Genomic DNA, 20,420 nt, shown 5'->3' with positions numbered 1-20,420 from the left:
GTCGATGCCGATGACGGCACTCGCCGCGTGACGACGGCGCGGCGCGCGTGTGCGCCGCCGTCGCGTCAATCGAGCCGGAACGCCGCTTCGAAACGCTCGGCAAACGCGTCGAATTCGGCTTCCGGCAGATGGTTGATGCCGCCCGCGCGCTTGCGCCCGCCGCCGGTCGGAAATCCGCGGCAGAATTCGTCGGCGCCGAGCGGCCGGCCGTCCGGCACACGCACGCTGACGACAAGTCCACCGTCCGCGCGCGGCGACAGCACCGCGAGCGCCGCATGCGGCGCGTTGCGCATCCGCTCGTTCGCGAGCATCCCCGTCGCGCGTCGCGCCCACGGATGATCGGGCATCCGGACCAGCGTCGCCCCCGGCACCTCGCGCAGCGGCGCGAGCGCGCACGCGCGCGCCATGTCGTCGCGGTAGCCGTCGCGCAGCGCGGCGAACACGTCGGTCCCGCGCACGAAATCGAGCGGATCGACGCACGGCAGCATCGCGTCGGCCAGCGCGGCCGGATCGAAATGCAGATCGCCGACGCACTCGCCGTACGCGTTGTAGTTCAGGTAGAGGCCGAGTTCGGCGAGCGTGCAACGCTCAACCTCGTCGATTCCATGCGCGCGCGCAAGCGCGTCGCCGAGCGCCGGCAGTTCGTCGCCGAAAGCCGCGACGATGGCCCAGCGCACATGCCGGCCGCCGAGATAACGGTTCACGAGCGCGCTCGTGCAGACGTCGGCCGCCGTGTCGATATGCGCGTCGAAACGCGGATCGTCGGGCAGTTCGCCCGCGAAGTGATGGTCGAAATAGCGGATCGTCGCGCCGTCGCGCAGCAGCCGCGCACACGCAGCGCGATTCTGGTCGTGCGACACGTCGAGCACCGTGACGAGGTCGCCCGCGCACGCATCGATGCGCTCGAGCAGCTTGATGTCGCGCTTCACGCCGGTGACGAGCGTGCCGTGCCCGCCCTCCGCGAGCCGCAGTTGTTGTAGCGCACACAGGCCGTCCGCGTCGCCGTTGAACGCGTAGAAACGCCGCACCTGTCGTTTGTCCTGCATGATCCGTTGCTCCGTCTTCAAGCCATGAAATCGCCGTCGTGCGCGTCACCGCGTTCGCGTCGTCCGATGCGGTGCACGGCGCGACCCGCGTGCGATCGTCGCCGGTCGGCGGCTTCGCGACGCCGATGGTCGACGCGACCGGCGCGACGGCCGGCGCGTCCTGCGCCCCGTACTCCGCGGCCGCCGCCGGAAAGCACCCGCGTCGGCACGCCCCGCATCCGGCACATGCAGATACTGTTCGCAAGGATGCCGTTCACGTCGGGTCCGCGCGCCAGGTATTTTGCCGCAACCGCGAGCGCCCTTCGATACTGCATCGCCGCCGGTCAACGTCGATCGCGCGCACCTCGCCGTCGGCTGGCCACCGGCAGGAGTCGCCAGAACGGATGTTCGGGTCGCCGCCTGCCGACAGGCATGGCGCCCCATCACCGGCCGACAACACGTTCACGTGCGGCCGGTAGCCCGCGGCCCGGTTCGCGAATAGCGTCGACGCCTGCTCGACACATTGCGCGGCGCGCGTGAGGTCGCCCTGCGACACGAGCGGCACCGATGCGCGCTACCGTCAGTCATGCCGGCGTTTCTGCGTACCTGCCAACGAGCATCAAGCACCCCGGGCTTGGCATGCGTCCATCTCATGTCATATGTCATCTGATATCAATATCCGATCACCGAACCACCAGGCATTTATCATTTTCGCCGAAGCATTCTGGTAAACCCGCGACGTTTCCGTTGTCATTCAGGCGTACCATGTTATACGACGACGTACTACATGAACGTGCCCCGGCGCCGACACGAGCTACCGCCTCGTCCGCCGCCGCCCGACCGGAGACACCGTTGAACCCGCCCTCGCCCGCCCTGCCCGGACGCGACCCGCTCGCATCCGCGGTCTCGAAAGTGAAATGGCACGTGCTGCCGCTCGTGCTGGTCATGTTCATCGCCAACTACATCGACCGTGTGAACGTCGGCTTCGTGGATCGCCACCTCGAGGCGTCGATCGGCATCGGCGCGGCCGCATACGGGCTCGGCGCCGGGCTGTTTTTCGTCGGCTACGCACTGTTCGAGGTGCCGTCGAACCTGCTGATGCAGCGCTATGGCGCCCGCGTGTGGCTCGCGCGGATCATGGCGACGTGGGGCATCGTCGCGGCCGCGATGGCGTTCGTGTGGAACGACACGTCGTTCTACGCACTGCGATTCCTGCTCGGCGCGGCCGAGGCCGGCTTCTTTCCCGGCGTCGTGCTGTACCTGTCGCAATGGCTGCCGCCACAGGAACGCGGCAAGGCGATGGCGATCTTCCTCGGCGGCTCCGCGTTCGCGTCGGTCCTGTCCGGGCCCGTCACCGGCGCGCTGCTGTCGATCCGCGGCTTCGGCCTCGAAGGCTGGCAATGGATGTTCCTGATCGAGGGGCTGTTCTCGGTCGCGCTGTGCGGCGCAAGCTGGCTGCTGCTGAAATCGCACATCCGCGAAGCGACCTGGCTCACGGCCGACGAGCGCGCGGCGCTCGAAGCCGCGCTCGATGCCGAACGCACGGCGCGCGACATGCGCTCGCACGTGCCGGTGCGCACCACCGCGCTGCTGCGCGATCCGCAAATCGGGCTGTTCTGCTTCCTGTACTTCTCGATCCAGCTGACGATCTACGCGGCCACGTTCTGGCTGCCGACGATCATCCGCAAGATGGGCGGCCTCACCGATTTCCAGGTCGGCCTCTACAACACGATTCCATGGATGATCGCGATCGGCGCGATGTACGGCTTCGCCGTGCTGTCGTCGAAGTGGAAGCACCCGCAGCGCTGGCTCGCGTTCGCGCTCGTACTCGCCGCGTGCGGGCTGTTCGCGTCGACGTCGCACGATCCGGTCTGGTCGTTCGCGTCGATCTGCTTCGCCGCGCTCGGCTTCAAGGCCGCGTCGTCGCTGTTCTGGCCGATTCCGCAAGGCTATCTCGACACCCGCGTGGCCGCGGGCGTGATCGCGCTGATCAACTCGGTCGGCAACCTGGGCGGCTTCGTCGCGCCGACGGCCTTCGGCTATCTGAAGCAACATACGGGTTCGATCACGGGCGGGCTGTATGCGCTCGCGATCGCTTCGCTCGTGGCCGCGGTCGCCGCGCTGTTCGCGCGCACGCACCGGCGCGGCGATCCCCCGCGCGGCCGGCCGGCCGATCCCTCCTTAACGAACGCTTCGATGCTCCGCCATGCCGAACACTGACCGCCTGACCGTCGTCGTCTCGAATGCCGCCGACGGCGATCTCGCCACGTTCTCCCTCACCGGCGACGGCGCGCTCGCGCCGCTCGCCCGCTACCCGGCCGCCGACGTCGCGATGCCGATCGCCGTACAGGCCGACCGCACGCGGCTCTACGTCGCGACGCGCGGCGAACAGCCGACGATCGTCGCGTTCCGCGTCGCGCCGGCCACCGGCGCGCTCGTGCGCATCGGCGCAACCGCGATCGACGCGAGCCACGCATACCTGTCGCTCGATCGCAGCAGCCGCTGGCTGCTCGGCGCATCGTACGGCGGCAATACGCTGAGCCTCTACGACGCCGCGCGCGTGCGCGACGGCGACGGCGAGCCGCTGCAGGTCATCGCCGGCATCGCGAATGCGCACTCGGTGATCGTGTCGCCGGACAACCGGTTCGCCTACGTCAGCTCGCTCGGCTCGGACCGCGTGTTCAGCTTCGCGCTCGTCGAGGACGCCGCCGGCCTGCGCGCGCGCGAACACGGCGAAACCCGCGTGCCGGCCGGTTTCGGTCCCCGCCACCTGCAGTTCGCACGCGACGGCCGCGAGCTCGTCGTCGTCAGCGAATTCCAGGCCACGCTCGCGACGTTCGCGCGCGACCGCGAGACCGGCCGGCTCGGCGACGCTCACGTGAGCGCGCGCCACCCGGCCGTCGCCGAACTCGCGCAGGGCCATGCGCGGCCGCCCGCCCCCGCCGAACCGTCCGTCTGGGCGGCCGACCTGCACCTGACGCCCGACGAGCGCTTCGGCTACGTCAGCGAACGTACGTCGAGCCAGCTCCTCTGCTACCGCCGCACCGCCGACGGCGCGTTCGAACCCGCGCACACGACGCCCACCGAAACCCAGCCGCGCGGGTTCGCGATCGACCCGTCGGGGCGCTGGCTCGTCGCGTGCGGCGAACAGTCGGCGTACGTATCGGTGTATGCGATCGCGCCGGACGACGGCACGCTGTCGCTGCATGCGCGCGCGCCGGGCGGGCGCGGTGCGAACTGGATCTCGATCGTCTGACGACGCGACGCGTGCGCCCCTTCCGGCAGGCCCGCAACGCGGGCCGGCACCCGTTCGCGCTCAGCGTCGCTCGCTCGGCGCGGCGCCGGTCCAGCGCTTGAACGCGCGCGTGAAATTGGCGCGGTCCGTATAGCCGACACGCGCCGCGATCTCGTCGACCGGCAGGCGCGTCCCCTCGAGCAGCCGCAGCGCGTCGCGCAGCCGGATCTCGTCGAGCAGCGCCGAATAGGTCGCGCCGTACTCGGCGAGCTTGCGCTTGAGGGTGCGCGCCGAAACATGCAGTTCGCGCGCAACGTCGTCGACCGACGGATAGCCGCCCTCGCCGCAGATCAGCAGGTTGCGCACGCGCTCGACGACGCTTTCCGCGTAGCCGAGCCGCGCGAGCTCGGCTTCGCACTGCTGCACGATCATCTGCGCGGTGTGCGCGTTCGCGGTACCGATCGGTTCGTCGAGCAACGCGGCGTCGCAGCGGATACGGTTCGCGCTCGCGTCGAAATGGCAGCGCGGCAGCCGCGCGCGATATTGCTCGAACCAAGGCGGCTCGGGCCACGCGAAGTGGAGTTCCGCGCGCGACTGCAGCGTGCGGCCGGGCACCGGATACAGCAGCGAATTGAACAGGATCGCGGTCTCGACCAGGAAATTCTCGACCGCGAACTGGCGCAGCCGGCCGAGCGGAAACGCTTCGAGCACGTCGATGTCGACGATCCCGTCGAGCTGCGCAAGGCGCACCGAGAAAAACGGCACGCGCGTCGGCAGGTAGCGGATGCCGAGCGCGATCGCCTCGCCGAGCGTCGCGCAGCTCATCAGCCCGAAACCGATCAGTCCCGCTTTCGTCAGGCTGCTGCGCAGCCCGATCTCGATCGCGATCGACGGGTCGCGCGTCGCGTCGATCAGGTTGAACACGATCGCCGCCTGCTGCAGCGGCGTGATGCGCGCGTCGGGCTGCGCGAGGCGATCGCGCTCGACGCCCGAGCCGGCAAGAATGCGGCCGCCGTCGATGCCGCGCTCCTCGGCCAGCATCAGCATGAACAGCGCATACGCGGACGACACCGTCGCCTTGTTCAACTGGCGCGCGGCATCCGGAACGGACAGGACCATGCGGCGGACTCCGGGGCGGTTTCGGCGGATTGTAGCGTCGCCGGCACGCCATGACACCGGGACAGGACTCTAGCCGCGCCGGCGGGCCAGCATGGCCCGAAATGACACCATCATTGACACCGGCGGCCCTCGCATGCGGTCCGGCGCGCGCCTATGCTTGTCACATCGGCATTGCGCCCCACCCTTTCCGCAGGAATTACGGTCGATGAGCCAACCCGCCCGCACCGCCTTTCGCCACGACGCGGACAAGGTCGCGTATGTCCGCCGCGAGGTCAACGCCGCGAGCGACGCGATCCGCGCGCGCTTCCCGCTGCTCGACAACCAGAACCTCGTCGGCGCGACCGTGATGGCCGTCTCGGTGAGTGCGATGGTCGCGATCGCCTGGCTGTATGCGCGCGGCGCGATCGCGTGGTACGTCGCGCTGCCGCTCGCCGCCTTCGTCACGTCGCTGATCCACGAGCTGGAGCACGACCTGATTCACCTGATGTACTTCAAGAAGACGCCGTGGGCCTATCACCTGATGATGGCGCTGTGCTGGCTCACACGGCCCGGCACGATCAACCCGTGGACGCGGCGGCGCATGCATCTGCACCATCACAAGGTGTCGGGCGGCGAATCGGATCTCGAGGAATTCGGCATCACCAACGGCGAACGCTGGGGCGTGAAACGGCTGCTGATGATCGCGGACGGGATGCTCGCCGTCGCGCTGCGGCCGGTCGCGATGCGCCGCAAGGTGAAGCAGTACGTAGCCGCACAGCCGGTGCAGGATCCGGCCGAGCGGCTGCAATTGCGGGTCGAGCAGGTGTCGTCGTACATGCCGGTCGGTCACGTGTACTACGTGCTGTGGCATGCGTTCATCGTCTATCACGCCGCGCTGTTCGCACTGCATGCGTTCGGCTACGCGGTAGCGGTGCCCGCCGGGCTCGGGCGCGTCATGAACGTCGTCGATTTTCTCGCGGTGGTCTGGCTCGGGCCGAACTTCGTGCGCAGCTTCTGCATCAACTTCGTCAGCTCGAACATGCACTATTTCGGCGACATCGATTCGCGCAACGTGATCCAGCAGACGCAGGTGCTGAACGTGTGGTGGATGCTGCCGTTCCAGCTGTTCTGCTTCAATTTCGGCAGCACGCACGCGATCCATCACTTCGTGGTCCGCGACCCGTTCTACATCCGGCAACTGACCGCTCGCACCGCACATGCGGCGCTGCGCGAAGTCGGCGTGCGCTTCAACGACGTCGGTACGTTCGCCCGCGCGAATCGCTGGGGCGGCTACCGTCCGCCGCGCGCGGCGCGCCACGCGCCGGCCGACGCGTAACCCGCGCCGTCAATCGCCGATCGGCGGCATCGGCCCCTGCCCGCGGATCCACGACCAGTTCGCCAGTTCGGCCATTTCCTTGTCGCCGCGGCTGTCGCCGTACGCGAACAGTTGCCGCGGCGGCCGGTCGCCCCACCACCCGCGCAACCGCACGACCTTCTGCGGCCCCCAGCAGTTCTCGCCGTCGAGCCGCCCCGCGAAGGTGCCGCGCTCGAACGCGAGCCGGGTCGCCAGCACCGCATCGAAGCCGGCCGTCTTCGCCCACTTTTCCAGATACAGCGACGGCGACGCGCTGACCAGCACGACTTCGTGCCCGCGCGCCTGATGCTCGCGAATGCGTTCGAGCATGTCCGCGCGCACGAAACGCGGCAGGCAGGTGTCGACGAACGCGCGCGCCTGCGCATCGAGCGCATCCTCGCGAATCGGCCCGAACGCGAACGACGCGAACCGCGCTTTCGCGTCGCCGCGCGACAGCAGCCCGGCCTTCATCGCGACGATCCACGGCAGGGCGCGCAGCCCGGCCCATGCGAAGCGCGGCGTGCCGACCGCAAAGCGGACGAAATGGCGAAAGCTGTCGGTAGTCGTGATGGTGCCGTCGAAATCGAATGCGGCGACGATGCGGTCAGTCATGGAGAATCGGCGGGAAAGCGATGAGATGCCCGGGAAGATAACAGACTCGCGCCGGCGTACGTGAAATGCCGCGACGCCGCACGGCCCGCGCAGCGCATGCGCGCGCCGGGGCGTGCGCATGCGTGCCGTTCGTTCAGCGCTGCGGGCGGGCGGCCAGCATCGCCGGCAACACGACGTTCATCAGGTGATCGGCGCGCGACATCAGGTCGGTCACGCGTTCGTCGAGCCCGCGCAGTTGCGCCGGCTGCATCCGGATCTGCTGAAGCGCCTGCCCGACGATGTTGCGCCGGTCGAACAGCGTGCGCTCGACGCCCGCATCGTCCGGCGCGCGCACGACGTCCGCCACCGCACTCAACGCCGCGAGCACGACCACGAGGTTTTCCTCCGCGTGGCGAACCTGCGCGGCGAGTTCCTCGGTGCGGCGCGGAAAGAAGCCGAGCGACTGCTTCAGCGCGCCAAGTGCCGCACGGTAGTCGACATGCCCCGACGCCGCGCCGCCGAACCAGCGCTCGAACATGCCGGCCTTGCGCGTCGCCTGCGCGAGCATGCCGGCCATCAGGTCGGCCGCGCCGAGCTCGTTGAATTCGCGCGTCGTCGTCGCGACCGCTTCGACGAGATTGCCGGCTGTCTCCAGCGCGCCGTCGCCGATCGTCGCGACCGTCGCGAGCTTGAGCGGCACCAGTTGCCGGATGTGCCGCTCGATGCGCGGCGCGTAGTCGGGATAGAGCGTCGGAAAGCCCGCCTGCGCGGCACGGAAGCACGCGTCGAGCTGCGGATGGTTCGATTCACCGAACAGCGCGCGGCCGACCGCATCGGCCGGCGCCGCGCGCACGGCCGGGCCGGGCGCCGGCCCGAGGTCGAGCGCCTGCGGCGCCGGCCGGCCCGGCGCGCGCGCAGCCGGCGTCGCGGCCGCGGGCGGCGCGCCGAACGCAAGACGCCCGGGCGTGCGCTCGGGCGTCGTATCGAACTCGAGCCGCTTGGGCTCGTCGGACGGATTCGTCATCGCTGCTTCCGGCCCGGCGCGGCGGTACCCCGCCGGCCGGGCTGCCGCCAGTCAGACCGCGCCGCCGTACGCGCGCACGAAGTCGCCCAGGCCGCGGTTGTAGCCGGCGCCGACCGCCTTGAACATGAAGTGACCGTCGCGGCGATAGAAGCTGCCGACCTGCACCGACGTCTCCATCGAGAAGTCTTCCTCGAGCGCGTACTTCGCGATCACCGTCCCCGACACCTCGTCGGCGATCTGGATGTAGCTGTGGCGAACCTGCCCGAAATTCTGGCGGCGCGCTTCGGCCTGGTCGATCGTCACGACCACCGAGATCTCCTCGACGTCGGCCGCGAGCTTCGTCATGTCGATGAAGATCACCTCGTCGTCGCCGTCGCCGCTGCCGGTGCGGTTGTCGCCGCTGTGCACGACACCCATGCACTTCGATGCGGGCATCCCGCGCTTCGGAAAATCGTCGCCCGGCTGGATGAAGGTGTCGTTCCGGTCCATCGTGCGCACTTCGCTGTTGTAGAACACGAAGTGCTGATCCGAGATCAGCTTCGGATTGCTCTGCGCGTCGTATTTGCACAGGAACACCGACACGTCCAGATCGAAATCCGTACCCGTGTCCGTCGAGTTCGCGTCCCAACCGAGACCGATGCGGAACTTCTGCGTGCCGGGCGCTTCCTTCGACAGGTTGACGCGACCGCCCTTCGACAAATTGATCATCTGAACCTCTCCTGCTGGAACCGCCGTTGCGCCGGCGGCAATGCCGGGCCGCCGTGTGCGGCCCGCGTTGATGGTCGCCGCGCCGCGCGCGGCGCGCGTCACTTGCTCGCCACCGCGCCCCGGTCTTCCTTGCGCTGCACGACGATCGACGACCACACGGCCGCCGCGATCGTCGCCGCGCCGATCAGGCCCGTGACGACCTCGGGCACCTCGAACTTCACGCCGAGGAACATGATCGTCGCGAGCGCGCCGATCGCCCAGAACGCCCCGTGTTCGAGATAGCGGTATTGCGCGAGCGTGCCCTTCTTCAGCAGCACGAGCGTCATCTCCCGGATGTAGGCCGCGCCGACGCCGAGGCCCAGCGCGATCAGGAAGATGTTGTTCGACAACGCGAATGCGCCGATCACGCCGTCGAAGCTGAACGACGAATCGAGCACCTCGAGATACATGAAACCCGCGACGCCTTCGCGCACCACGCGCGTGCCCGTCTCTTCCCCGCCGATCAGGTCGCCGATGCCGTGCGCGATCACGAAGCTGATCACGCCGAACGCGCCCGCGAGCAGGAAGCCGACCTGTTCCGCCGACGGCACGTAGAACGACGCGATGATGACGATCGCGAGCGTCAGCGCCACTTCAAGCGCGGTGATCCGGCCGAGATGCCGCATCGGGCCTTCGAGAAAGCCGATCCAGTGCTCGTCCTTGCCGGTGTCGAGCATGAACTTGAAGAACACCATCAGCAGGAACGCGCCGCCGAACGCCGACACCTGGTGATGCGCGGAGGTCAGGATCGCCGCGTACTTGTCCGGCGACTCGATCGCGAGCGTCAGCGCATCCCACATGCCGATGTGGCCGATCACCGCGACGATCAGCAGCGGGAACACGAGCCGCATGCCGAACACCGCGACCGGCAGGCCGAACACCATGAAGCGGTTGCGCCACTTTTCCGACCAGTTCTTGAGCACCGATGCGTTGACGACCGCGTTGTCGAGCGACAGCGAGATTTCGAGTACGCACAGGACCGCGACGATCAGCATGTCCTTCACGCCGCCGAGTAGATAGGCCGCGACCAGCGCGAGCACCGTGAGCGACAGCGGGATCTTGAAATCTTTCAACATGATGGGGGTAATCGAGTTCCGGAGAGAAGGCTTGCGGGCTGCGCTTACTTCGCGCGCACCCAGTTGCAGAATTCCTGCGTGATCAGCTGTTCATAGATTTGCTCGTCGCTGACGTCGAGCGATTCGAGATGCAGGAAGCCGACGTTCGGCATCTCTTCGGCGACTTCCGCGAGAAAGTCGAATTCGCTCGGATCGCCGACGCCGACGAGCGACCAGTACAGCGGGAAATGCTGCGACTCGGCCAGCAACTGGCGTACGCGCTTGCGGTCGTTCTTCGGGTTCTGGCCGTCGGTGACGAACAACACCCAGGCGGGCAGATGGCCGTTCACGGGCGCGGCGGGGGCCGGCGCGGGCGTTTCGTCCGCGCCGCCGAACAGCCGGCTCAGGAAGCCGCGCTTCTCTTCGCGCTGCGGCGCCGGCTCCGGCGCGCGGAAGAAGAAGTCGACGATGTCGTTCATCACCGGCGCGTACTGCGTGCCGCCCCACTTGTCGATCCGCGCGTTGAGCACGTGGTCGGAGATGTACGAGCCGTAGTTGTCCGGCGTCGCGGTCGGCAGGCGATCGTAGCCTTCGGTGAAGGTCCACGTGTCGACTTCGCCGTTGTCGTCGAACTTCAGCGCGATGCCGAGGATCCGGTCGTGCGTGTCCTGGATCACGCCGGACTGGTAGAGCGGCTTCGCGGAGCCCGAAATGTCGAGCGCCGCGCCGACGCGCACGACGGGCGGCTTCAGGATCTGGCGTTTTTCGAGGACGATCGCGACCTTCGCCGCGCGTTTCTCAAGCGTAATCATGCGGTGTTCTCTCAGTTGTGCTTCGGAGCGAATCGGGTGATCAGGTCCTGTTCGAGCTGGCGCAGGCGCGGCGCGTCCTGCTCGCGCTGGCGCTTGCCGTCGGCAATGATCTGCGTGACGTCGTCGAATGCGCCGAACAGCTGCTGCTGCGCGTATTCGAACGTGTCGGTGGAAATCACCGGACGCTGGCCGAGCTTCGCGACTTCCTGCGCGTTCTGGCGGTTCAGGTCGGCCTGCGCGCGGATCGCCTCGTCGGCCGCGTCGTAGGTCGCGTTCGCGAGCGCCGCTGCGCGCTTCGTGCCGAGCTGCTCGAGGTAGAGCGCGAACGCGTTGGTCCACGCGGGAATCAGCACGGTCTTGATCGTCATGAACTTCGACGTGAGCGTGCGTTTCTGGTCCTGCTCCATCCGGATCTGCGGCGCGAGCTGCTTCGACATCAGCATCGCGCGGTCGAGGTCGTCGAGCTTGCTTTCGAGCGCGTCGACCGTGCGCTTGACGTCGAGCAGGCGTTGCGCGGCGAACGCGTCCTCCACCGGCTGCCGGCCGGCCTCGAGATGCGCGCGCAGCGTCGCGAGCGCCGCTTCGCCTTGCGCTTTCGACTTCACCAGCTCCTGGTGCAGCGCGTAGTTGTCGTTGTACATCCGCTCGAGTTCGTCGATGCCGGCTTTCTGGCGCTGCGCATGGCTCTCGAGCTCGACGACGAGCGTGTCCATCCGCTTGCTCACCGACTCGTATTGCGACAGCAGCTTCTCCTTGGTCGAACGGAACATCCGGGTGACCTGCGTGAGCAGCCCGCCCTTGTCGGCGCCGCGCGGGTCGAGCCCTTTCGCGGTCGCGATCAGCGCGTTGAGCTTGTCGCCGAACTGGTCGGCGTCCGATGCGCGCACGCTCGCGAGAATCTGCTGGGAGAAAGCGGCGATCCGTGTGCCCTGCGTCGCGCCGAGCTGATCGATCTCGTCGACGGTGATCAGGCGCGCGTGCTCGGTCGGCGGTGCCGCCGGCACGACGACGCGAGCGGCAGCGGCAGGCACGGCGACGGGTGATGAAGACGGGGTGGAAGGACGATCGCTGACCGCATCGGAATTCTTGTCGTCGAATAGCGGCTTCATGTGGCTACCACGTTTCCTTTTCTGCTTCTTGCTGCGTGTTGTCGTGCGCGCGAGACGCGCATCCGAGATTGCCCCCGTGCTCTCTCACGGACGGCAGACGGACAATAAATGGCCCGGACGCATCGCGTCAAGAGAATGAATTCTTTCACTTTCCATTCATTTTGTAATGTGCGGTGCGAACGCGATGTCCAGCCGACGCCGCTCGCGCCGCTTCCGGCGTGGCGCGAGCCGGCTCCGGACACGCCGAAACTTACACACCGACCGATGCGAAAGAAAATTGAAACCGTGCGATTTTGCGCCTTCCGGATGACACTCAAGCGCTGGCAGGACGCCTGCGATCGCCGCTCGCGCGCTATCGGTTCGGCACGCGGCGCACCCGGAGCCCGGGCAGGATGAACGGCACGGCACGGTCGCGAATCTCGAACGCCCAGCGCCCTTCGATATCGACGAAAGTCGCGCTGAAATGCCGTTCGTCGACCCACGTGAGATCGTCGAGATGGCATGACGCGTACATCGCGCCGACCGTGTGTTGCGCGCGCACTTTCAGCGGCGCCTTCGACACGAGCGTGAACGTAACGGCTTCCTCGAACGGGCAGTCGTAGTCGGTCACGAGCAGATACCCCGCCGGCGTCTCGAACTGGCGCAGCAGCACATAGCCGGAAACGGCGAACCCGCACCGCATGCCGTCGACGAGCACATGCGTGCGCGGCGGCCATGACGCGTAGGGGCCGTCATGTGTCTCGAGCACGAACCGATCGATCGGCTTCATCGCCGCGCCGCCGCCGTGCCGCTATTGTCTTGTCCGCTGCATCGCCGCGTCAGTGCGAGGCCTTCCGGTACAGCGCGACGTACCCCGCGAGCATCAGCAGCAGCGACCCGCTGACGCGGTTCAGCCACTTCTCCCCCGCCGCTTTCCACACGCGCACCGAATGCACGCCGAGCAGCGCGTAGCCGGTCATCCCGATCACGTCGACCACGACGATCGTCGCCGCGAGGATCGCGTATTGCGGCGCGATCGCGTGCGACCGGTCGACGAACTGCGGCAGCAGTGCGGACATGAACAGGTAGTACTTCGGGTTGCTCATCGCGACGAAAAAGCTCTTCAGGAAGGCCGTCCGGCGATCGGGCGTCGCGGGCACGCACGCCGCCTGCCCGACCGGGGCGCCCCCGCTCGACATCAGCATCCGGACGCCGACGTACGCGAGCCACGCCGCCCCGAGCAGCTTCAGCGTCACGAACGCCGTTTCCGACGCTTCGAGCAGCACGCCGAGGCCGAATCCGACCAGCGCGACGAGCAAGACGTCGGCGGTCACGGCGCCGAGCATGCCGACCAGCGCGTGACGCAATCCGTACCGCGAGCCGTTGCTCATCGCGAGCAGCACCGTCGGGCCGGGGGTCGCGACACCGACGGACAGGATCAGGGCAAAGGCGAGCAAGGCGGAGAGCGACATGACGTAGGCGTTCCTTCTGGCGAGGGCGTGCGGACGAATGGCATCGTCGCGACCGGCCGCGCGGGCCTCGGGCCGGCGCGCCTGTTTGATGCGACGAATGCGGACAGCCCATGATCGCACGCTCGCCCCGATGTCCGCTCGACCTTCTTGCGACGCCAGTCGCGACCGGCGATCCTGGCGCGGCTTCGTTGCACCCGCTCGGCCACGCGAGCGGCTCCGGCGCGCCGCCCTGCCCGGCATCGCGCCGGAACGATGCGGCAACTCCCGCTCGCCGCCACCTTATGTCCAATTTATCGAACGAAATCCCAAATAGTGGGAAATAACAGTCTTTAAACGACAATGATTCTCGTTTACGCTAGACTCCGCCGCTCGATAAAAACATGCCCGCGACAGAGCGGGCGCGTCACCCCGCCCGGATTCCAATTTGCCGCCCTGGGACGGATCACCGATCACATCCGATTTGCGTCCCATGTCGACACTTTCGTTACCCGTCCGGCGTCTCACGCCGATTGCATTCGGCATTGCGCTCGTCTGCGCACTTCCCGCCGCCGCGCTTGCCCAGCAGGCTGCCTCCACCGCCGCCGGCGCATCGCCGGATGCGACCGTGCTGCCGTCGATCAACGTGACCGGCGCCGCCGAGCCGCTGCCCGGCGATCTCGCGCCGACCTATGCGGGCGGCCAGGTCGCGCGCGGCGCCGATTACGGCGTGCTCGGCCAGCAGAAGGCGAGCGACGTGCCGTTCAGCATGACCACCTACACCTCGAAACTGATCGAGGATCAGCAGGCGCGCACGCTCGCCGACGTGCTCGACAACGATCCGGCCGTGCGCAGCGGGTCCGGGTACGGCAACTTCTCGCAGGTGTTCATCATCCGCGGCTTCCAGCTCGCCGGCGACGACGTGTCGCTGAACGGCCTGTACGGCGTCACGCCGCGACAGCTCGTCCAAACCGACGCGATCGAGCGCGTCGACGTGCTCAAGGGTGCGAATGCGTTCCTGAGCGGCGCATCGCCGAACGGCTCGGCGGTCGGCGGCGGCGTGAACCTGCAGTTGAAGCGTGCGGACGACAAGCCGCTCACGCGCGTCACCGTCGACGGCGCCACGTCCGGTTCGATCGGCACGCACGTCGACATCGGCCGCCGCTTCGGCAGCGAAGGCCAGTTCGGCGTGCGCGTGAACCAGTCGATCAGCGGCGGCGACACGGCCATCGACGGCGAGCGCCGCCGCAGCAGCGTGACCGCCGTATCGCTCGACTGGCGCGGCGACAAGCTGCGCCTGTACGGCGACTTCCTGTATCAGCGGCAGCGGATCGACGACGGGCGCCCTGTCGTGCTGATCAGCGGCAACCAGTTGCCGTCCGTGCCGTCCGCGACGCACAACTACGCGCAGCCGTGGAGCTTCAGCGAGCTCGAGGACACGGTCGGGATCGTGCGCGCCGAATACGATTTCCTGCCCGCGTGGACGGCCTACGTGTCGGCCGGCGCCCGGCACACGAACGAGCACGGCGACTACTACACGCCGACCTACTCGTCGTCCGGCACGACCGGCTCGCGCCTGAGCGTGCCGCACAAGGAAGATGCGCAATCGGCCGAAGCCGGCGTGCGCGGCCGCTTCACGACCGGCCCCGTGTCGCACTTCGTCACGGCCGGCGCGTCGTTCATCCGCATCGACAGCCAGTCGGCCTACACGATGTCGAGCGCGTTCCCGACCACGCTCTACGATCCGGCGCCGGTCGCCTACCCGCCGACCGCCGACACCGGCGGCGACATGAGCGACCCGGGCACGGTCACCAAGACCTGGCTGCGCAGCGTCGCGGTGTCCGACACGCTCGGCTTCCTCGACGATCGCGTGCTGTTCACGATCGGCGCGCGCCGCCAGTCGATCTCGGTCGACAACTTCGACTACACGGGCGCGGTCACGACGACCTATAGCGACGCGATCACGACGCCGGTATTCGGCCTCGTCGTGAAGCCGTGGCGCAACGTGTCGATCTTCGCGAACCGCAGCGAGGCGCTCGCCCAGGGCGAGATTGCGCCGAACACGGCGCGCAACGCGGGCCAGGCGCTGTCCCCGTTCCGGTCGAAACAATACGAAGCAGGGATCCGCTACGACACCGACAAGTACGGTGCGTCGCTCGCGGTGTTCCAGATCGAGAAGCCGATGGCGTACACCGATCCGACGTCGCAACTGTTCGGCGCCGACGGCACGCAGCGGCACCGCGGCGTCGAGACGGCGGTGTACGGCGAACCGTGGAAAGGCGTGCGGCTGATCGCGGGCGCGACGTACATCAACGCGACGCTGCAGAACACGGAAGGCGGCGCGAATGACGGCAACCGGCCGATCGGCGTGCCGTCGTTCATGCTCAACGCAGGCGCCGAATACGACGTGCCGATGCTGCGCGGCGTCACGCTGACCGCGCGCTGGATCCACACGGGGCCGCAGTACCTCGACGTCGCGAACACGATGTCGATCCAGGCATGGGACCGCTTCGATCTCGGTGCGCGCTATGCGACGGAAGTGTTCGGCAAGAAGACGACGTTCCGCGCGACCGTGCGCAACGTCACGAACAAGTCGTACTGGTCGTCGACGACCGGCGGCTACCTGACGCAGGGCGATCCGCGGTCGGTGTGGCTGTCGATGACGACGGATTTCTGACGGGCTCCAAAGAGAGTGGCGGGTTGCCGCCAGAGTTTGCTATACTCTCGGTCTTCCGGAGAGATGGATGAGTGGTTTAAGTCGCACGCCTGGAAAGCGTGTATAGGTTAATCGCCTATCGGGGGTTCGAATCCCCCTCTCTCCGCCAGAATTGATGAGAAAGCCCCGCAAGGTCGATGATCTGCGGGGCTTTTTGTTTTTCAGCCCATCATGCGGAAATGCTCCACCGGCGCCGAATCTTGTTGCCGCTCTCGCTCGCCATGAAATTCCAGCATGACCGACCGCGGTTGGCTGCCGCACTCGTCTGCGGCGGCTCGCGGCCGCAGGCAATCGCTCGACACACCTATCCGGATCGCCGACAATTCGCCCATCGCTCACTGAACGAACAGCCGCCTAAGCGCTCGCAGGCGCCTTGACGCGACAGGATCCGACCGACCATGGTGCGCCCCCCGGATTTCATGCTCCGCCTTCGTGAGGCGCTGATCGCCTCCTGGGACAGACGAACCGCGTATCGGGAGATCGAACAGGCGGGAAATCCTGCGTTGGGCCAGTGCTACCCCACCTCCCGCACGGTGCAGCACTACTACCCCGATACCGAAATCGTCAAAGGGAGTGTCTGGACCGGAACAGCGGTGGAAGTCCATTTCTGGAACGGGCTTCGTATCGGCGACGACTGGTACCACATCGATCTCAGCTGGCAGCAGTTCCCGACCGGTTCGATCGTTCGGGAGTTCTCGATCCTCGAACGTCACGAACTGAACGATAGCGAAGCGACCACGCAACGCTGCGCGTTGTTGTTGAAACGGGTCGACGACTATCTGCACGCGCACGGCCATGATTCCCCATTCCAGCCAGCCTGACGGAATATGCGACGCTGGCGGTTCCATGCGCTATTGAGGACGACAGCCATGCCGCAGGCGTGGCTTCCAGTTAGGCGAGCCCATACATCGCCATGTACCAGATGCGCTCGGCGATGGTGGACAAGGATGCCGATTCGTTCGCTTCGCACATCGACTTTCCGTCGCTTCGTGAAAACCTGCGCGCCCAGCTCATGACCATGATGCATGCGAAGCTGGCGAATTCGCCCGACGTGAGCAGGAATCCATTCGCCGGGCTAGGCATGATGATGGCGATGGGTTTCGTGAATCAGTTCATCGACACGATGGTTACGCCGGCAGGCGTCATGACCATGATGGCTCAAGGAACAGCCAAACCCGCACGCGCCGGGGCCCCCCGCAGTGCCGGCTGCCACATCGTCAGTCGAACCGCCGGCAGCAGTTCATGCGGATACCGGCAACGACGCGGCGCCATCCGTATCAAACGGGACGCCCAAGGCCGACTATTCGGTACGCTACAAGAACTGGTCGACTGTCCACGCAACCGCACGAGAAGGAACGGACGACTCGGTGACGTTCGTGTTCAAGCGCGACGGGCTCTGGTCCTGGAAGCTGACCGGCGTCAATCTGCCGATCGACAAATTCGCCACGGACTGATTGCCGGGCGTGTGGAATCCCGAACGCCGCACGCTAAAGATATGCATTGATCTGACGATATACGAGGTTTCGGCTCCGCGAGTCAGATCCATGCGATTCAGTCCACGCTTCGTCATGATGGCTGGCGCCGTGACAATGCTGTCGGCATGCGCGACGACGCCTTCAGTCCCGACGATCAGCACCACCGTCGCCGTCACATCGCCTCCGCCGTCGCAGCAAGCACTGCGCGACGGCGGGTCCGCAACCGGCCTGTCCGTCATCGGTCAGCCGGCACTGCCGTTCCGCACGCTCCTGTCCGTTCGCGAATGCACTGCCGGCCGATGCGCGGCGGGCATTGCCAGGCCGACGCTCGCGATCACCGTTCAACGCGTGTCCGACGGACAGGCGTCGATACGCTTCACGGTTACGGGGGAGATCGGCAGCAGCCAGACGCTGAAATCGCATATCGACCGCTCGACGTCGGAAGTGACCATGTCGATCGCGCCGGGCGTGACGCCGATCACCGATCAATTTGCCGTTGACCGCGTAGCGACAATCAAGGTCGGCGAATTTCGACACGTGGCACTGCCGCATGGCATGCGTGCCTATGTCTGCGTCGCCATCCCCATCGCAAACGGCGTGACGGATGGAAGCTGCGACTTCAGCCGCGTGCAAACGACCAAGGGCGCCGAACTCGGGATCGCCGCGCTCTGACCCGCCCCTCGGTGCCGTGCCCCGCTCTTCTGCCCGGCGCTCCCGAACGGCGCCCGTCTCGCGTCACGGGTGCCGAATGTAATCCACCAGCGCCCGCGTATACTCATCCGGCTGCCGATCGAGCAAGCTCACCGCGATCGCCACCGCGAACCCCGCCGGCACGCCGAACACGCCCGAGCTGATCGGCTCGATCCCGAACCACGTGCGCCCCGAGAATCCCGTCAGCTGCGTGAAGTACGGATAAGTCGACACGATGTAGTACACGCACACCGCCAGCCCCGCCACCATCCCGGCGATCGCGCCGCGCGTCGTCGTGCGCTTCCAGAACACGCCGAGCACCAGCACCGGAAAGAAACTCGATGCTGCCAGCGAAAACGCGGCGCCGACGAGAAACAGGATCTTCCCCGTATTGAGCGACGCGACATACGACGCGAACAGCGCGACGCCGAGCAGCAGCACCTTCGAGATCGTCACGCGCCGCTGGCTCGATGCGTCGGGCGCAACCATGCAGTAATAGACGTCGTGCGACAGCGCATTCGCGATCGTCAGCAGCAGTCCGTCCGCCGTAGACAGCGCGGCCGCAAGGGCGCCGGCCGCGATCAATCCTGAAACCACATAGGGCAACCCCGCGATCTCCGGTGCGGCCAGCACGACCATGTCCGGCTGCATCTGGATTTCCGACCAGTGCACGATGCCGTCGCGAATCACCTCGACGACGCTGATCAGGTCGGGTTCGAAGTGATGCCATTGCGTGACCCATGCCGGCAATTCGGCAAACGGCCGCCCGACGAGGTTCGCGAGGATCTCGTACTTGATCAGCACCGCGAGCACCGGCACGCTCAGATAGAACAGCGCGATGAAGAACAGCGTCCAGCCCACCGAGCGCCGCGCCGATGCGACCGACGTGGTCGTGTTGTAGCGCGTCAGGATGTGCGGCAGGCTCGCGGTGCCGAGCGACAGGCATAGCAGCAGTGCGAGGAAATTCCGCTCGCGCGGCTTCCGCTCGTCGTCGTTCGCCGCAGGAAACGGCTCGTGCATCGGCACGGGCGGCTCGGCACGCGCCAGCAGGTCGTCGCGCGCCTGCATCCATGCGACGCGCGCCGCCGCCGGATCGCGCGGGAAGTCGGCCAGCTCGCGTTCGCGCTGGCTGATCTCGCGCAGCGGCCCGTTGTGGCGGCGCAAATCGGCAAGCTGCTCGGCGAGATGGCGGCGCGCGTCCGCATACGACGACGGCAGCCGGTCGAGCCGCGTCTGGATATCCGCGGCCTGCCGGCGGTACGCGTCGCGCACCTGCTGCTCGCCGGCCGCGTCGCGCACCTGCGCCTCGCGCGCCGCGACGCGCTCCATCAGCTTGCCGTATCCGAACTGCGGCACGGGGCCGAGCCCGTTCTTCATCGCGATCAGCGACACCGGAATCAGGATCGCGCTGATCAGGATGATGTACTGCGCGACCTGCGTCCACGTCACCGCACGCATCCCGCCGAGAAACGAGCACACGAGTATGCCCGCGAGCCCGCAGAAGATCCCAATCGCGAAATCGACGCCAATGAAGCGCGTCGCGATCAGGCCGATCCCCTGGATCTGCGCGACCAGATACACGAACGAACACAGGATCGCCGCGCCGGCCGCGAGCGCACGCACGGCCGTGCTCGAAAAACGCGTCCCGAGAAAATCGGGAATCGTGTAGCGCGCGAGCTTGCGGACATACGGTGCGAGCAGGAACGCGACGAGACAGAATCCGCCCGTCCAGCCCATCAGGTACGCCAGCGCGTCGTAGCCGGTCGCGTAGAGCGACCCGGCCAGCCCGATGAACGACGCGGCCGACAACCAGTCGGCCGCCGTCGCCATCCCGTTGAACGCGGACGGCACGCGCCGCCCGGCCACGTAGTACTCGACGAGATCGGACGTACGCGACAGCAGCCCGATCACCGCGTACACGGCGATCGGCACGAACAGGAACACGTATCCGATCCATACGCCGGAGCCGGTTGCGCGCTCGATCCGCCACATCAGCAGCACGAACCCGAGAAACCCCAGCGTGTAGAGCGCGTATGCGCGAATCAGTCGATGCGTGAGCATG

The 20,420-nt window shown here is 67.1% G+C and carries 19 protein-coding genes and 1 tRNA gene; 8 read left to right on the top strand and 12 right to left on the bottom strand.

The annotated features are described in order from the left end of the window. Window positions 1-65: 65 nt before the first annotated feature. Window positions 66-1,046 carry a hypothetical protein gene (locus tag GQ57_RS30615; RefSeq protein ID WP_034199827.1) on the bottom strand — a complete coding sequence of 327 codons (981 nt, stop codon included), beginning with the start codon at window positions 1,044-1,046 and terminating at the stop codon, window positions 66-68. Between the two features lie 253 nt (window positions 1,047-1,299). Beyond that, window positions 1,300-1,581 (bottom strand): hypothetical protein, encoded by a 282-nt coding sequence (locus GQ57_RS42340; protein WP_152603393.1) that lies wholly within the window; start codon window positions 1,579-1,581, stop codon window positions 1,300-1,302. Between the two features lie 296 nt (window positions 1,582-1,877). Here GQ57_RS42340 and GQ57_RS30605 point away from each other — a divergent pair, with 296 nt between their 5' ends. Further along, a complete protein-coding gene (locus tag GQ57_RS30605) occupies window positions 1,878-3,245 on the top strand; it encodes an MFS transporter (RefSeq protein ID WP_031401985.1) in 1,368 nt (455 codons plus the stop codon). After that, window positions 3,232-4,281 (top strand): lactonase family protein, encoded by a 1,050-nt coding sequence (locus GQ57_RS30600; RefSeq protein ID WP_034199814.1) that lies wholly within the window; start codon window positions 3,232-3,234, stop codon window positions 4,279-4,281. Before GQ57_RS30605 ends, GQ57_RS30600 begins: the two co-directional genes overlap by 14 nt. 60 nt (window positions 4,282-4,341) lie before the next feature. Here GQ57_RS30600 and GQ57_RS30595 read toward each other — a convergent pair whose 3' ends face one another. Next, a complete protein-coding gene (locus GQ57_RS30595; RefSeq protein ID WP_031401983.1) occupies window positions 4,342-5,379 on the bottom strand; it encodes an AraC family transcriptional regulator in 1,038 nt (345 codons plus the stop codon). 205 nt (window positions 5,380-5,584) lie between these two features. On the opposite strand from GQ57_RS30595, the gene GQ57_RS30590 reads away from it, so the two are divergent. Further along, complete coding sequence (locus tag GQ57_RS30590) at window positions 5,585-6,694, top strand: fatty acid desaturase (protein WP_034199813.1); 1,110 nt, start codon at window positions 5,585-5,587, stop codon at window positions 6,692-6,694. A 9-nt stretch (window positions 6,695-6,703) separates the two neighbouring features. On the opposite strand, the gene GQ57_RS30585 is transcribed toward GQ57_RS30590, so the two are convergent. From GQ57_RS30585 to GQ57_RS30550, 8 genes are all read right to left on the bottom strand, one after another. Beyond that, window positions 6,704-7,324, bottom strand: coding sequence for an HAD family hydrolase (locus GQ57_RS30585; protein WP_034199812.1), 621 nt, complete (start codon window positions 7,322-7,324; stop codon window positions 6,704-6,706). Window positions 7,325-7,457: 133 nt separating this feature from the next. After that, window positions 7,458-8,327, bottom strand: a complete 870-nt coding sequence (locus tag GQ57_RS30580) for a hypothetical protein (RefSeq protein ID WP_031401980.1) — start codon at window positions 8,325-8,327, stop codon at window positions 7,458-7,460. Between the two features lie 51 nt (window positions 8,328-8,378). After that, window positions 8,379-9,035 carry a TerD family protein gene (locus GQ57_RS30575; protein ID WP_031401979.1) on the bottom strand — a complete coding sequence of 219 codons (657 nt, stop codon included), beginning with the start codon at window positions 9,033-9,035 and terminating at the stop codon, window positions 8,379-8,381. A gap of 98 nt (window positions 9,036-9,133) precedes the next feature. After that, complete coding sequence (locus GQ57_RS30570) at window positions 9,134-10,150, bottom strand: DUF475 domain-containing protein (RefSeq protein ID WP_031401978.1); 1,017 nt, start codon at window positions 10,148-10,150, stop codon at window positions 9,134-9,136. A gap of 44 nt (window positions 10,151-10,194) precedes the next feature. After that, a complete protein-coding gene (locus GQ57_RS30565) occupies window positions 10,195-10,941 on the bottom strand; it encodes a VWA domain-containing protein (RefSeq protein WP_034199811.1) in 747 nt (248 codons plus the stop codon). A gap of 11 nt (window positions 10,942-10,952) precedes the next feature. Next, complete coding sequence (locus GQ57_RS30560) at window positions 10,953-12,050, bottom strand: toxic anion resistance protein (RefSeq protein ID WP_034199810.1); 1,098 nt, start codon at window positions 12,048-12,050, stop codon at window positions 10,953-10,955. Window positions 12,051-12,402: 352 nt separating this feature from the next. After that, window positions 12,403-12,819 carry a hypothetical protein gene (locus GQ57_RS30555; protein WP_034199809.1) on the bottom strand — a complete coding sequence of 139 codons (417 nt, stop codon included), beginning with the start codon at window positions 12,817-12,819 and terminating at the stop codon, window positions 12,403-12,405. Between the two features lie 49 nt (window positions 12,820-12,868). Continuing rightward, entirely contained in the window at window positions 12,869-13,501 is a 633-nt protein-coding gene (locus GQ57_RS30550) for a LysE family translocator (protein WP_031401974.1), read from the bottom strand. A gap of 469 nt (window positions 13,502-13,970) precedes the next feature. On the opposite strand from GQ57_RS30550, the gene GQ57_RS30545 reads away from it, so the two are divergent. The 5 genes from GQ57_RS30545 (at window position 13,971) to GQ57_RS30525 (ending at window position 18,340) form a co-directional block, all read left to right on the top strand. Beyond that, a complete protein-coding gene (locus GQ57_RS30545; protein ID WP_034199808.1) occupies window positions 13,971-16,154 on the top strand; it encodes a TonB-dependent receptor in 2,184 nt (727 codons plus the stop codon). A gap of 57 nt (window positions 16,155-16,211) precedes the next feature. After that, a tRNA-Ser gene (locus tag GQ57_RS30540) sits at window positions 16,212-16,302 on the top strand. A gap of 289 nt (window positions 16,303-16,591) precedes the next feature. Then, complete coding sequence (locus tag GQ57_RS30535; protein WP_034199807.1) at window positions 16,592-17,014, top strand: YunG family protein; 423 nt, start codon at window positions 16,592-16,594, stop codon at window positions 17,012-17,014. Between the two features lie 92 nt (window positions 17,015-17,106). Then, window positions 17,107-17,697, top strand: coding sequence for a DUF2939 domain-containing protein (locus tag GQ57_RS30530; RefSeq protein WP_235215155.1), 591 nt, complete (start codon window positions 17,107-17,109; stop codon window positions 17,695-17,697). A 40-nt stretch (window positions 17,698-17,737) separates the two neighbouring features. Next, window positions 17,738-18,340: a hypothetical protein gene (locus GQ57_RS30525; RefSeq protein ID WP_031401968.1), complete on the top strand. Its 603-nt coding sequence runs from the start codon at window positions 17,738-17,740 to the stop codon at window positions 18,338-18,340. A gap of 63 nt (window positions 18,341-18,403) precedes the next feature. On the opposite strand, the gene GQ57_RS30520 is transcribed toward GQ57_RS30525, so the two are convergent. Further along, a complete protein-coding gene (locus tag GQ57_RS30520; RefSeq protein ID WP_031401967.1) occupies window positions 18,404-20,419 on the bottom strand; it encodes a sodium:solute symporter family protein in 2,016 nt (671 codons plus the stop codon). Window position 20,420 lies beyond the last annotated feature (1 nt).

Source organism: Burkholderia sp. MSh2, from assembly GCF_000731655.1.
Classification (GTDB): Bacteria; Pseudomonadota; Gammaproteobacteria; order Burkholderiales; family Burkholderiaceae; genus Burkholderia; species Burkholderia paludis.
The sequence above is the reverse complement of the archived record's forward strand: the minus strand, read 5'-3'. Positions and strand labels throughout refer to the sequence as shown.